The organism is Streptomyces sp. SD15 (genome assembly GCF_054462255.1).
Genome location: NZ_JBTLMO010000008.1, coordinates 59,587 through 72,734 on the forward strand (window position 1 = coordinate 59,587; position 13,148 = coordinate 72,734).

At 70.8% G+C, this 13,148-nt stretch carries 12 protein-coding genes and 2 pseudogenes; 7 read left to right on the plus strand and 7 right to left on the minus strand.

Translation table 11 applies throughout. From position 1 onward, the window contains the following. Window positions 1-10: 10 nt before the first annotated feature. The gene (gene mhpA / locus ACX28W_RS10475) at window positions 11-1,528 is read left to right on the plus strand and encodes a bifunctional 3-(3-hydroxy-phenyl)propionate/3-hydroxycinnamic acid hydroxylase MhpA (protein ID WP_458998608.1); all 1,518 of its coding nucleotides are present in this window, start codon (window positions 11-13) and stop codon (window positions 1,526-1,528) included. Here the strand turns inward: mhpA and ACX28W_RS10480 are convergent. The 4 genes and pseudogenes from ACX28W_RS10480 to ACX28W_RS10495 form a co-directional block, all read right to left on the minus strand. Further along, a pseudogene (locus tag ACX28W_RS10480) lies at window positions 1,510-1,657 on the minus strand (ATP-binding protein); the annotation flags it as partial. The gene mhpA and the pseudogene ACX28W_RS10480 sit on opposite strands and share 19 nt — an antisense overlap. 78 nt (window positions 1,658-1,735) lie before the next feature. Further along, window positions 1,736-2,273: pseudogene (locus ACX28W_RS10485) on the minus strand (transposase); the annotation flags it as partial. 7 nt (window positions 2,274-2,280) lie between these two features. Then, window positions 2,281-2,409: a hypothetical protein gene (locus ACX28W_RS10490; protein WP_458998609.1), complete on the minus strand. Its 129-nt coding sequence runs from the start codon at window positions 2,407-2,409 to the stop codon at window positions 2,281-2,283. A 34-nt stretch (window positions 2,410-2,443) separates the two neighbouring features. Then, window positions 2,444-3,967 (minus strand): FUSC family protein, encoded by a 1,524-nt coding sequence (locus tag ACX28W_RS10495; protein WP_458998610.1) that lies wholly within the window; start codon window positions 3,965-3,967, stop codon window positions 2,444-2,446. Between the two features lie 276 nt (window positions 3,968-4,243). Between ACX28W_RS10495 and ACX28W_RS10500 the strand changes: the two genes are divergently transcribed. After that, window positions 4,244-4,804: a hypothetical protein gene (locus ACX28W_RS10500; RefSeq protein WP_458998611.1), complete on the plus strand. Its 561-nt coding sequence runs from the start codon at window positions 4,244-4,246 to the stop codon at window positions 4,802-4,804. Window positions 4,805-4,851: 47 nt separating this feature from the next. On the opposite strand, the gene ACX28W_RS10505 is transcribed toward ACX28W_RS10500, so the two are convergent. Both ACX28W_RS10505 and ACX28W_RS10510 read right to left on the minus strand, forming a co-directional pair. Beyond that, entirely contained in the window at window positions 4,852-5,031 is a 180-nt protein-coding gene (locus ACX28W_RS10505) for an alpha/beta hydrolase (RefSeq protein ID WP_458998612.1), read from the minus strand. 348 nt (window positions 5,032-5,379) lie between these two features. Continuing rightward, window positions 5,380-6,621 (minus strand): PP2C family protein-serine/threonine phosphatase, encoded by a 1,242-nt coding sequence (locus tag ACX28W_RS10510; RefSeq protein WP_458998613.1) that lies wholly within the window; start codon window positions 6,619-6,621, stop codon window positions 5,380-5,382. A gap of 256 nt (window positions 6,622-6,877) precedes the next feature. On the opposite strand from ACX28W_RS10510, the gene ACX28W_RS10515 reads away from it, so the two are divergent. From ACX28W_RS10515 to ACX28W_RS10525, 3 genes are all read left to right on the plus strand, one after another. Next, window positions 6,878-7,366, plus strand: a complete 489-nt coding sequence (locus ACX28W_RS10515) for an enoyl-CoA hydratase-related protein (RefSeq protein ID WP_458998614.1) — start codon at window positions 6,878-6,880, stop codon at window positions 7,364-7,366. 245 nt (window positions 7,367-7,611) lie between these two features. Continuing rightward, window positions 7,612-9,213 carry a GMC family oxidoreductase gene (locus ACX28W_RS10520; RefSeq protein WP_458998615.1) on the plus strand — a complete coding sequence of 534 codons (1,602 nt, stop codon included), beginning with the start codon at window positions 7,612-7,614 and terminating at the stop codon, window positions 9,211-9,213. A 301-nt stretch (window positions 9,214-9,514) separates the two neighbouring features. Further along, window positions 9,515-9,988, plus strand: a complete 474-nt coding sequence (locus ACX28W_RS10525) for a DUF4442 domain-containing protein (RefSeq protein ID WP_458998616.1) — start codon at window positions 9,515-9,517, stop codon at window positions 9,986-9,988. Between the two features lie 278 nt (window positions 9,989-10,266). Here ACX28W_RS10525 and ACX28W_RS10530 read toward each other — a convergent pair whose 3' ends face one another. Further along, a complete protein-coding gene (locus ACX28W_RS10530) occupies window positions 10,267-10,425 on the minus strand; it encodes a hypothetical protein (protein ID WP_458998617.1) in 159 nt (52 codons plus the stop codon). 284 nt (window positions 10,426-10,709) lie between these two features. Between ACX28W_RS10530 and ACX28W_RS10535 the strand changes: the two genes are divergently transcribed. Then, complete coding sequence (locus ACX28W_RS10535; protein WP_458998618.1) at window positions 10,710-11,957, plus strand: type III PLP-dependent enzyme domain-containing protein; 1,248 nt, start codon at window positions 10,710-10,712, stop codon at window positions 11,955-11,957. A 62-nt stretch (window positions 11,958-12,019) separates the two neighbouring features. Further along, complete coding sequence (locus ACX28W_RS10540) at window positions 12,020-13,099, plus strand: maleylacetate reductase (protein WP_458998619.1); 1,080 nt, start codon at window positions 12,020-12,022, stop codon at window positions 13,097-13,099. Window positions 13,100-13,148 lie beyond the last annotated feature (49 nt).

Here is a 13,148-nt window from a genome sequence, read left to right on the forward strand (position 1 = left end):
GAGCGACACGATGAAGACGGTTCCTGTAGTAATCGTCGGCGCGGGCCCCACCGGGCTCACCGCTGCGACGCTGCTTGCCCAGTACGGCGTCGAATGCCTGGTACTCGAGCGGTGGGAGACGATCTACCCGCTGCCCCGCGCTGCCACTCTCGACGACGAGGTCCACCGCATCCTCGCGCGCCTCGGACTCCGCGACGATTTTGCCGCGATCTCCAGGCCGCACCGGGGCCTGCGACTCATCGACAGAGACATGCGGGTGTTGGCCGAGTTCCAGCGTGACACCGCGCCAGGCAGACACGGCTACCCCCAGGGGAGCACGTTCGACCAGCCGGAGTTGGAGTCCATCCTTCGTACGAATCTCAAGCGGTACCCCACCGCCACCCTGCGCGGCGGCATCGAAGTCACCGGACTTACCCAGGACGGCAGCGGGGTGGTGGTTGACGTCACCGACCGGACGACCGGCACGGCGGAATCCATCCGCGCGGCGTACGTGCTGGGCTGTGACGGCGCCAACAGCCTGGCCCGGGCCTCGATCGGCGGTAGCATGCAAGACCTGAAGTTCGAGCAGCGCTGGTTCGTCGTCGACGTGGTCACCGAGGCCGAACTCGGCCAGTGGGAAGGCGCGCACCAGCTCTGCGACCCGGCCCGCGCCGGCACGTACATGCGGATTGGAAAGACCCGCTACCGCTGGGAGTTCCAGCTGACACCCGGTGAGACCGCCGACGACTACCCCGACCTGGACCGGCTGCATCCGCTGATCTCGCGCTGGACCGGGAACACCCCCGTCACGGAGCTGGAAATCGTCCGCGCAGCGGAGTACGTCTTCCGCGCGCAGATGGCCGACCGGTGGCGCGACCGGCGAGTGTTCCTGCTCGGCGACGCCGCCCACCTCACCCCACCGTTCATCGGCCAGGGCATGTGTGCCGGGGTGCGCGATGCGATGAACCTCGCCTGGAAGCTCGCCGGCGTGCTCGGTGAGACCCTGCCCGAGACCGTGCTCGACACCTACGAGATCGAACGCAAGCACCACGCCCGCGCCATAATCAAGCTGGCGAAGCTCATCGGCGCCGCGATGACGGCCGGCGGCGAGCTGGGCAACATCATCCGCCGCGCGGTGGCGCCTCGGCTGCGCCACGTACCCGGCCTCATCGACCTGGCTACCGACAGCGAGACACCCCCGCTGCGCCGCTGCGACCTGGTGGTGCGGCCGCGCCTGCGCCGTACCCTCGCGGGCCGGCTGTGCCCGAACGCGGTCCTCGACGGCGACCGCCGCTTCGACGACGTGGCCGCGGGCCGCTTCGCGATCGTCACGTCCACCGAGCCGTCTGCGGAGCAACGAGCCGAAGCGGAGCGTAGGGGAGCAGTTCTCATCACGGCCCGACCGGGAAGCGAGCTGCACCGATGGCTGACGGAGGGTCGTGCACAGTCAGCCATCGTCCGCCCCGACGGCACTGTCCTTGCTGCCTCGAAACAGCTGTCGAGGCTCTACAAGGTTCTGCCTACGCCGGCGTCGGCGATGATCCGGTAGGAGATGTCAAGCCTGAGGCCGGTCCCCTCGCCCACGGGCTTCGTGGTGAAGAACGGCTCGAAGATCCGCGGCCGGACTTCCGGTGGGATTCCGCAGCCGGTCGCGGATCTCCACGGTCAGCCGGTCCTCCCTGCGGCGTGTGCTCGTAGAACCCTCGTAGTGGGCCGTCGAGATCGACAACGTCGAGCCGTCCATCCCCGGCGAGGTCCGGTCCGGCCGCACCAGATGGATGCCCAGGCGCTCGGTGAGGAACGCTTCAAACTCCCGCCCGCCCGGCGAAGCCCTTGTCCGCGAGGATCACCTGACCGGTGCGGACGAGGTGATGGTCGCGTTCCAGCAGTGCGGTCATCACTTCCCGTTCGCCGAGCTTCGGGTTGGCCAGGCACCAGGACACCGGCATGCCCTCGGCGGTGGTCAGCAGGTAGAGCCGGAATCCCCGGAAGAACCGGGAGTGGCTGCGGCAGTAGCCGTATCCGGCGTGCCCGGCCAGCTCGGACCGTTTGACGGTCTCGCGGGAAGCCGCGCAGGGCAGCGGCGTGGAGTCGATCAGCCGCAGGTCGTCATTCCAGGTGGGCACCTGCCTGGCCAGGGCCTCGATCACGTGGCTGATCAGCGGACCGGCGGCGTTGAGCCGCTTGTTGTAGGCCGACTGCTGGGGCAGGTAGCGGAAGAGATGTCCCAGCCGGGCATGTGCGAAGCGGATCCAGTGCCGGGCAGAGGGGAAGCCGAGCAGGACCTGGGCGACCATTCATCTAGCCGCGTCCTCGCTCCAGGCCGAGACCGCCCTGCACGACGATGGAGTTCACCGCCCGACGCTTCGAAGTGCCCTTCAACACCGCCACGTTCGACTTCGTCGTCAGGACGAGGACCAGGCCCACCACGGCCGTACGTCCGACGCCGGACGCGTGAGCGCGTTCAGGAAGACGCGCTCGGCCGGGCAGCGGTGGCCAGGCTGGGCTGTAGGCGGCGGGCGGCGTCGAGGTGGTCGGCCGTCCAGATGACGCGGACGGCGGTTGCCGTGGCCCTGCCGCGCTCGTCGCTCAGATCACGGCGGAGGGACTCGACCAGGTGCCCCTCCGCCGTGGGGTTGCGCGGCAGGGGCTGCGGAACAGCGGTGCCTCGACTCAGGGTCGCGGCGAGGTCTCGGTACCAGCCGGTGACACGCCCGGAGGCGCCCAGCAGCACGATACGGGCCTCGCCCCGGTCCGCCTCCAGGGCCTGCTCGCCGGCCCGCTGCCACAGGCCCAGTACGGCGTCGGCGGCGAGGCGCAGCCCCACGATGCCGGTGACCAGCGTCGTCATGTCAGCCAACGGCGTCGGCTTGGATCCGTGCTCGGCGAGGTAGCTGCGGAAGGCGTCGTCGAGCCGGCGAGCGGCCCCGGCGGCGTCGCGCCCCTCCGCGACGGGAGGGCCCCCGGGTGGGTGAACGCCGCCGCAGCACCCCACGGCGTATTCCACCGCGGCAGCCAGATAGCGGGCGCTGTCGCGGTATGCCTCGGCGAGCGCCCGGTCCACGGCGGCCGTGGCGCCGCGCGGCCAGAAGAAGAGACCGACCAGCAAGCTCACCGCGCACCCGAGGGCGATGTCCTCGATACGCAACAGCACGATGTGCCAGTCGGGATCCTGGCCGACGTTGAACATGACGACCAGGGTGACGGTGAAGGCAGCCTGGCCGGCGGCGAAGGAGATGACCGAAGGCGCGGTACCGGCCACGAGCACGGCCACGGGCAGCAGGAACCAGAGCGCGTCGCCGTGGTGCCCGATGAGCTGGAGCACCCCACTCCGATGAGCGAACCCGCGAGCGTGCCACCCAGGGCGCGCAGCGCGTTCTGCCCGGTGCTGAGGGCGTTCGAACGCAGCACCGACAAGGTCCCCAGCAGCACCCAGAACGAGCGCTGCACACCCGTCAGGTCGGCCAGGGCGACCGCGATGCCGAGGCCGACAGCGCCCCGGAGACTGTTGTGCAGCCAGACCGAGTTGGGCCGCAGGTGGGCGGCGGCCCGCTCGCGGGCCGAGCTGAGCGGTTCGGCCACGGCACCGGGCTCGCGACCCAGTAGACGATCCGGCCAGCCACGGCACTCGGCGGCAGCCGCCCGGTCCACGTTCTCGGCGATCTGCAGCGTCGCGAAAGCCAACTCCTGGGCCCGGAACGAGAGGTCCAGGAAACCGATGACAGGGTGCACCCGCGACGGTGTGCCGGCGCCTTCGCGGTGCACGGGCAGCCGTGTGGGCGCATTGCGCTCCATGTCGACCATGGCCCTGCGCAGGTCGTCCGCGGCAGTGCGCAGGCCCTTCGGTGAGCTGTTCGGAGCGTCGAGGAGGTCGGCCGCCTCGTCCAGGACACGCGCGGTGGCCCGTCGTACGGCATGGGCGTCGGCGTCGCACGCCAGGTGACCCTCCAGAGGCGGTGCACTGTCGGCCAGGATGCCGCTGAGCCACGTCAGTTCGTCGACCAGACGGACGAGCGCGCGTGAGCTGGTGGACAGGCCGGTGGGCCGGTAGGGAGTGGCGTCGAAGGCGTCACGCAGGTCGGCGGCAGCGGCAGCGGCCTCGTCGGCGGCGGCCCGGCATTGCGCGGCCCCGGCCACGTCCGGCCCGGAGTCCATGAGGAATGCGTCGGTACGCAGTTGTCGCGCGGCCGCGCGACAGACGCGGGCGGCGGGTGCGCTGAGGGGGTCCGCCGCCGGCCGGGGCCACAGAAGGGAAACCGCGAGCATGGTGGCGACCGTCGCCAGACCCGCTCCGGCGAGCCGTTCGGGCAGCTGGGACAACGGTACGGGCGCGGTCACCGGGAGAACGAAGGCCAGCAACAGTGCCGTCGACGCACCGGCGAGAACGGAGCTGACCACTCCGGAGAAGAGCACCAGGAAGCCGACGACGACCATGACGGAAACGGCGAGCCAGGTCTGGCCGGCCACGAGCGTGCCCAGGCTGATCAGGACGGCCCAGGCCACGGCGAGTCCGAGGTGCGCGCGCAGCCGCTGCGTCATCGGTCCGGTGAAGTCCACGAGCAGCAGCATCGAGAACGACCCGAACGCAGCGAAGGTCGCCATCGTCGGCGAGCCGATGACCTGGCTGCACAGCGCGAACAGGGCGGGCATCACGATCGCCGTCCGACCGGCGCGGCGGGTCGCCGCGAGTTCCGGATCGCGGCTGCGCAGCCATGAAGCGATCGAACCGAGCTGTGTTCCGCTGGATGTCTGCACGCTCTCGTACACCTTCTTTCAAGAGGCCGCCTGCGGACGGCAGCCGAACGCGGCCCCTGCCAGGTGTTGACCTGGACGAGGCGTCCAGACCGGCATGGGCCGCATTCGGGGCCGGGGTCAGAGGTACTTCGCGTAGAAGTCCGTCAGCTTCCCGAGCACCTGCGGGACGAACTCCGGCTTGTCGTACAGGTCGATGTGGGTGGCGCCGTCGACGACGAACACCTCCTTGGGCTCTTTGGCCTTCTCGAAGGCCTCCTCGCTGAAGTAGCGGGTGTCCGCCTTGGAGCCGGCGATCATCAGCAGCGGCGCGGAGAGATCGACTCGACGCGGGCGAACGCGTCGAACGCCATCTGCTCGTCCAGGCTGGTGAAGAGGCGATGACGCCCTCGATGTTCGGGTTCTTCATCGTCGCGTCCCAGCCGAATCCGCCGGCGTGCGAGTGGGTGACGAGGACACCCTTGCCGATCTTGTCGGCGCGACTGCTGGACCGGCTCGGTATCCGGCGCCCCGTGAGGCGTCTCACCAGAGCGTGATGGCGGCACGGTGGCCGCCCGGTACGCCGGGGTGCCCCTCGGCATGGTCCGGCACATCATCGACCGGGCGAACTGGTCCCACGTCGACCTCGGTCGGTTCTTCGCTCGTGGTCTACAGCGCCACGGTGATCAGGGCGATGTCGTCGCGGCCGCCGCCGCTGACGCCGAGGTGCGCGAGGACCGTGTCGGCGAGGTGTTCGGGGGCCATGTCGCGGTGGCGGGTGAGGACGTCGGTGAGACGGTGCAGGCCGGTATCGATGTCCTCGCCGCGGCGTTCGATGAGTCCGTCGGTGTAGAGCACGAGGGTGTCGCCGGGGGTGTAGAGCAGGTCGGCCTGCGGGCGAGGCATGTGGTGGAGGCGGGCGCCCAGCGGTGGGTCGGTGGCCTGGTCGAGCAGGTCGAAGGTGCCGTCGGCGTGCACCAGGACCGGCGGAGGATGGCCCGCGCTGCTGTAGGCGATCTGGTGGGCGTGGACGTCGATGACGACTTTCACCACCGTGGTGGCCAGTGCACCGTCCACCGAGCGGGCGTACAGGCCCAGGACTTCCAGGGCTCTGGCGGGCTCGCACAGGGCCCGGACGGCGGCGGACAGAGCGCTGCGGAGCATGCCCATGACCGCGGCGGCCTCCAGGCCGTGGCCGACGACGTCGCCGACTGCGACCGAGAAGCCGTCATCGGGCAGGTCGGCCACGTCGTACCAGTCGCCGCACACGTTCAGCGATCCGGCGGCGGGCAGATAGCGCACGGCGATGTTCGAGTGCCGCGCCAGATCGGGCGAGTGGAGCATGGCCTCCTGCAGGGTGACGGCGACCTGGCGTTCCCGCGCGTGGGCCCTACGCAGTTCCTCGTTCAGCCGCTGCAGCTCGCGGGCCCGCGCGTACAGCTCGGCCTCGGTCGTCTCCCGCTCACTGAGCACCCTTCCCGGGCGGGGGACCAACGGGCGGGAGAGCACGTAATCGGTCACGTCTTCCACTCGGTGGATGATCCACGCCACCTGCCCGTCCGGCCCGAGGACGGGAGTGTTGATCGGGGACCACCATCGCTCCTCGAACACTCCTGGCCGGCCGGCGACGGGGATGTCGTACTTCTGCACCGCCATGGTGTCCGGTTCTTTCGAGCGCAGGACCAGGTGCAGAGACGCAGCCAGATTCCGCACCCCGTCGGCCTGCGGGTCCCCAGGGTTGTCGGGAAACGCGTCGAACAGGTACTGGCCCACCAGATCCCCCCGGACAAAGCCGGTCGCCGTCAGATACGCCTGATTGACAGCAATGATCACCAGATCGGGACCCAGCACCAGATACGGGCTGGGCGTCGCGGCGAACAGTGCCTCGTAGTCGATCGGTGCCCTCGCCACACACTCTCCCGTACCGTCCCGTAGCCGCCACGGCTGCACGCTCCCTCTCTTCATGATGGGGCCAGCCGGTCCCCGGCGCGCCGCGAGCCCCCGCGGCAGGAACGCCGGGGTGGCCCTTCAGCGCGGCCCGGACTCTTGCGTTCACCATGAGTCGCCGAGGGCTTGAGTCAGACGGCGTGATCGCCGCGCAGATGATGAGCGACCTGCTGGACGTCTTGGACGCGGCCGCCGCCGCCCCGCCGACGACGACGTACGCGTGACCGGCGCCGGGCGGGGCTTCTGTGCGGGCGCCGACGTCAGCTCGGGCGGCGGCTCCTTCGACCACCGCAAGGCGGGCGCACGGCACCGGGACACCGGGGGCGGCCGGTTCGCGCTGCGGATCTACTCCTCGGCCAAGCCGGTCATCGCCGTGATCAACGGCCCGGCGGCGGGCGTCGGGGCCAGCATGCCCCTGCCCATGGACATCCGGCCGGCCTCGACCTCGGCGAAGTTCGGGTTCGTCCTCGCGCGCCGGGGCATCGTGCCGGAGTCCGCCGCGAGCTGGTTCCTGCCGTGTGCGGTGGGTACGCAGCAAGCCATGGAATGGGTGGACGCCGGCCGGGTCTTCGGCCTCGATGAGACGCCGGCGGCCAGGCTCGTCCGCTTCGTGCACCCGTCCGAGGAACTGCTCCCGGCGGCGTACGAACTGGCCGGGAGTCCGCCGACAACACCTCGGCCATCTCGGTCGCCCTGTCCCGGCAGATGATGTGGCGGATGCTCGGCGAGGCCCACCCGATGACGGCGCACCGACTCGACTCGCAGATCGTGAGTCGGATCGGCGGGCGGCCCCGACCCCACGGAGGGGAGCGAGTCGTTCCTCGCCGAGCGCCCGCCCGAGTTTCCGGGCCGGGTCAGCAAGGACAATGCCGCCGGTCCGTCCTTGGTGGCAGGACGAAGAGTTCCGCCCCTTCGGGGAGTGGCGCGGCGGCATCGACCAGAGGGAGTGCACCTGTGACGGCGTACGACTACATCATCGTGGGGGCCGGATCCGCCGGCTGCGTGCTGGCCAACCGCCTCTCCGAGGACCCGCGGACGAGCGTGCTGCTGATCGAGGCCGGAGGAAGGGACTCCAGCCCGTTGATCAGGATGCCCAAGGGCTTCGGCAAGCTCCTTGGCGACCCCCGGTTCGCCTGGCACTACCCGGTCGAGCCGGTGGGGCCGACCGGCCGGGTCGAACTGTGGACCAGAGGCAGGACGTTGGGCGGATCGAGCTCCGTCAACGGCATGGTCTACAACCGTGGTGACCGTGCCGACTACGACGAACTCGAAAGGCTCGGCAATCCCGGCTGGGGCTGGGACACGATGCTGCCGGTCTTCAAGCGGATCGAGGACAACGCGCTCGGTGCCTCGGAGGTCCGGGGAGCCGGTGGACCGCTGCACATCTCGACCGCGGCGCGGCCGGAACAGCTCTGCGAGGAAGCGATCGCGGCGGGCGCCGACCTCGGCTGGAGCCGTACGGAAGACCTCAACGCGAGCGACGACGAGCGCATCGGCTACGCCATGGCCACCATCAAGGACGGGGAGCGGTTCAGCGCCGCCCGTGCCTTCCTGCACCCGGCCCAGGACCGGACGAACCTGACCGTGGCCGTGGACACCGTGGTCACGAAGGTCCTGGTCGAGAACGGCCGGGCCGTCGGCGTCCGCACCCGGAGCAAAGGACAGGAGGCCGAGTTCCGCGCCGGCCGCGAAGTGATCCTCTCCGCGGGCAGCATCGCCACGCCGAAGATCCTCCAGCTGTCGGGCATCGGCCCGGCACAGACACTGAAGGCGGCAGGCGTCGACGTGGTGGCCGACAGTCCGCACGTCGGTGGCAGGCTGCGTGAACACCGCTGTTTCGTCGTCCAGTACCGGCTCGCGGACAACCTCGGCTACAACAAGTCGCTGAGCACGCCGCTCCGGCAGGGGCTGTCCGGGCTGAAGTACCTGGCCACCCGTCGCGGACCGCTGGCCGCGCCCGCCTTCGACGTGATCGCCTTCTTCAAGACCCGCCCCGAACTGGCGCGCCCGGACGCGCAGTTGCTGATCGCGCCGATTTCCCTCGAACCGGAGGTACCCGGCAAGGAGAACGGCGTGGAGCGCGAGCCCGGACTGATGGGCCTCGGCTACGTACTGCGCCCCACCGCCGAGGGAAGCCTGCACATCACCTCGGCCGATCCCGAGGCCCCGCTCGCCATCACGGCCAACTACTACGGTTCCGAACACGACCGGGGCGTGGGCACAGCCCTCTTCCGACGGATGCGGGAACTCTTCGAGACCGAGCCGATCGCCCGGCGGATTCAAGCCGAAACCCTGCCCGGTCCCGAGGTGCGAGGCGACCAGGAGATCATCGACGCCGGGCTCGAACACGGGCGCTGCGGTTATCACGCCGTCGGGACCTGCGCGATGGGGCCGGCCGAGGACGACGTCGTCGACTCGCGGCTGCGGGTGCGCGGTGTCGAGGGTCTGCGGGTCGTCGACTGCTCGGTGATGCCGACCATGGTGTCCGGCAACCTCAACGGGCCGATCATGGCCATGGCATGGCGAGCGGCCGACCTCGTCCTCGATGGAGGCTGATCGACCGCACGAGATCCGGCCGAAACGTTGTCATGGCCGACGTGGTCGACCGAGCCCGCACAGGGAATCGACCGAGCCCGGTACCGACAGCGGCGGTACCGGGCTCAATGGGTTCGGACGCTCAGCGGCTGACCAACTGCTGGGCGTTGTGCGCCGCCCGCACCGCCGGATCGCCGTGCACGACCCGTCGGCGCCCCGGTGACGCCCTGCCGCAGAGGCGCCCGGCCGTTGTCCCTCAAGTCGCTCGGTCGTTCACTCGGTCGTTCACTCGGCCGTAAGGAGCCCGTGCGAGGCTGCGGCGATGGACATGACGGCGGTGGCGCGCACCCTGCTGGAGCCGGTCCCGGCCCACCGGACGGCCGGGATCAAGGTGCTCCGGGCCGCCGACTGCGCGGCCGAGGTCGCGCTCGAGACACCGCAGACGCTGACCAACGTCATCGGCTCGCTGCACTCCGGCGGGCTCATCACCCTCGTCGACGCCGTGGGGCTGGGCGCGATCATCGCCGCGAGCTCGGACGACGGCGATTTCCAGGGGGTCGTACCCCTGGGCAGAGCAGCCTCCCTGGAATTCCTCGCCCCCGCACGAGGGCGGCTGGTGGCCGCCTGCCGCCTCAGTGACGAGGCCCGGCACACCCTGCTGCCCCTGCTGTCGGGCCGGACCGACCGGGCGCGGCTCGCCACCCACGCCGAGGTCACCGACGCGGCGGGAACGGTGGTCTGTCGCGGCAGCTTCGACTGGAGTGTCCGCAGGACCACGCCCTCCGGTGCGGTCTGAAGCCCTGGGCGAACACGGCCGCACGACCCGCGGCGCGTCCGTAGCGTCGGCGGCATGAGTCCTGGGACGACAGCGCTGTACGACGAACACGCCGACTGGTACAACGACTTCATGTCGCCCGCGGCAGGCGCATACATCCAGCGGGTGCACGCCACGATCCAGGATCTGCTGGGCCCGGGGGACGGGCCGTGCCTGGACGTCTGCTGCGGGACGGGCGCCCACGCGCCCGCGCTCGCCGGGCTGGGATGGACACCGGTGGGAGTGGATCTCTCGCCCGGTCAGCTGCGCCATGCCGCGGAGCGGCTGTCGGTCGCCGTGGCCGCCTCGGGTATGGAGTCGCGGAACAGGATGATCGTGAGATGCCACAGGGCGCCGGCCCCGCGAGCGTGGGCGTCGGCGAGCCGGAAGGCGACGGCGCGCGTCTCCTGGTCCCCCACCACTGTGCCGAACCGGACGGTCGGTCGGTATTCCCGACACGCTCCGCCGGAATCGACGGGCCGGGCACCGGGAGCGGGACACCACGGCCCCGGTGATCCTTGCGCCTTCCGTGGCACGTGTAACGCTCCGGGGCGTTCGTGCCCGCCAGGCTGCCGCTGCCACCCGCGCCTGCCGTCCGGCCGGGTCGCCGGACCGCGCGCCGCTCGCTCTGCCTCGTCGTCGGGCGCTCGCCTCCCTCGCCAGGTGCCACCGGTATTCTGCGCCACACGACCCGGAGTTCCCCATGATCACACCCCCGCTTGCGGTGCGCGACCGCATCCTGACCCTGCCTCCCACCGAACTACCGGCCTACGTATACGACTTGGCGGCACTGCGTGCACATGCCGCGTTCGTGCGGGCCGCCCTGCCCGAGCGTGTCGAGCTGTACTACGCGGCCGAGGCGAACCGGGAACCGGAGATCCTGACCGCTCTCGGCCCGTACGTCGACGGCTACAAGGTCTCCTCGGACAGCGAACTCTCCTACGTCACCCAGGCGGTACCGGACCGTCCGCTGGCCTTCGGCGGCACCGACAAGACCCCGACGGAGCTCGCGGACGCGCTGGAGCGGGGCGTGACGCGCTTCCACGTCGAGAGCGAGTACGAGCTGTACATGCTGGCCGGCCTGGCCCAACGGCACGCTCGGGACGGCAAGGTGGCGATCCTGCCGCGCTTCAACCTCCCGGTGGCCGACGACCTGCTCGCCGGAACCGACCTCGCGACGGACCGCCGCCGCACCAGCTCCGGCCTCGACCCGGCGCAGGCGGAAACGATCATCGGCCTGCTCACCGACGGCAGCTATCCGGCGCTCGAACTCCGCGGTGTTTACGCGCACTTGGTCGACGGTCTGCACGCTCCGGAACACCTGGCGGTCGCCGGGGCCATCGTCGACTGGACTTCGGAACTGGCCGCGCGGCACGGCCTTCACCTCACCGAGGTGAACGTAGGGGGTGGCATGGCGGTGGACTACGACGACCCCGAGCATCGCTTCGACTGGAAGGCGTACGGCGAAGGACTCGCCCAACTCACGTCCGCTCACCCAGAGCTGACGCTGCGTATCGAACCCGGTCGTGCGTTGACCGCGTACTGCGGCTGGTACGCGAGCGAGGTGCTGGACGTCGAGCATGGCCCCAGTGAGGACTTCGCCGTCGTCCGCGGTACCGCGGTTCATCTGAGCACCCCCGCGGCCAAGAAGCGCGACCAGCCCTGGTCCGTACTCGAAGTGGATCTGTGGCCGTACCTCTGGCCGCGGCCGGCGGTGCGGAGCGAACGGGTCACCCTCACCGGCCAGTTGAGCACTCCGAAGGACGTTCTGGTCCGACATGCCCGAGCGCCGGGACTGCGGGCCGGTGACCGCGTCGTGTTCTCCCTCGCGGGCGCCTACACCTCACCCGCCTCCGAGCAGGAATTCCTCAGATATCCCCAGCCGGGCTTCCATTTCCTGGACCCGGGCGTCGGCGCCGATACGGCGTCACCCGGGGCGTTGCGGCCCTGACAAGATCACCCGCGGGAGTACGCCCGCTTCGACCTCGTACTGGAGCCGGTATGAACAACCCCATGAACACCCCTCTCGACTTCTCGTACGAGACCCAGCCGGCCCGCGTCGTCTTCCGGCCCGGCGCCGCGGTGTCCGCGACCCCCGCTGAGGTCGCGCGGCTCGGTCTGCACAGGGTGCTGGTGGTCTGCGGCAGCCGCGGCGAGGCCACGGCACGAGCGGTCGCGGACGCGCTGGGCGACGCCTGCGCGGGGCTGCACACCGAGGCCAGGATGCATGTACCCGTCGAGGTCGCCGACCGGGCCGTCGAGGTGGTGCGCGCCGTGGGCGCCGACGGCTGTGTCGCCGTCGGCGGCGGCTCCGCGATCGGGCTCGGCAAAGCAATCGCGCTGCGCACCCGCCTGCCCCTGATCGCCGTGCCCTCCACCTACTCCGGCTCCGAGATGACCCCGGTCTGGGGACTCACCGAGCACGGCGCGAAGCGCACCGGACGCGACCCGGCCGTCCAGCCCCGTAGCGTCGTCTACGACCCCGAACTCACCCTCTCGCTCCCCGTCCCCCTCACGGTCACCAGCGGCATCAACGCGCTCGCCCACGCCGTCGAAGCCCTGTACGCCCCCGACGTCTCGCCGCTCGTCTCGCTCATGGCTGAGGAGGGCGTCCGCGCGATGACGGGGGCCCTGCCGCTCCTCGCCGCCGCCCCCGACGACCTCGAGGCGCGCGGCCGCGCCCTCTACGGCGCCTGGCTCTGCGGCGCCTGCCTCGGCGCCACCACCATGGGCCTGCACCACAAGCTGTGCCACGTCCTCGGCGGCACCTTCGGCCTGCCGCACGCCGAGACACACACGGTGGTCCTCCCGTATGCCCTCGCGTACAACGCGCCGGCCGCACCCCAGGCGATCATCGCCCTCTCCCGCGCCCTCGGCACCGACGATGTCCCCCGCGCGCTCCGCGACCTGGCAGGAAGCCTCGGCGCCCCCCGCTCCCTCGCCGAACTCGGCCTGAAGGAGGCGGACCTGGCGGTGGCCGCGGCCGAGGTCGCCGGGCAGGCGTACCCCAACCCCCGCGAGGTCACCGCGAACGGTGTGCTGGGGTTGCTGACGGCGGCGTACGAGGGCTGGGAGCCGCGCGTCGATTCCTGATCCGCCTCCCCGGACCCCTCGCTGCGAGCCCTCCGCTGGGGCGCGGGCG

Excerpts from the sequence above, each read along its gene's own strand:
- mhpA (WP_458998608.1), top strand. The coding sequence starts at position 11 with ATGAAGACGGTTCCTGTAGTAATCGTCGGCGCGGGCCCCACCGGGCTC.
- ACX28W_RS10500 (WP_458998611.1), top strand. The coding sequence starts at position 4,244 with ATGGTGGCGACCGTCGCCAGACCCGCTCCGGCGAGCCGTTCGGGCAGC.
- ACX28W_RS10505 (WP_458998612.1), bottom strand. The coding sequence starts at position 5,031 with ATGATCGCCGGCTCCAAGGCGGACACCCGCTACTTCAGCGAGGAGGCC.
- ACX28W_RS10525 (WP_458998616.1), top strand. The coding sequence starts at position 9,515 with ATGGACATGACGGCGGTGGCGCGCACCCTGCTGGAGCCGGTCCCGGCC.
- ACX28W_RS10535 (WP_458998618.1), top strand. The coding sequence starts at position 10,710 with ATGATCACACCCCCGCTTGCGGTGCGCGACCGCATCCTGACCCTGCCT.
- ACX28W_RS10540 (WP_458998619.1), top strand. The coding sequence starts at position 12,020 with ATGAACACCCCTCTCGACTTCTCGTACGAGACCCAGCCGGCCCGCGTC.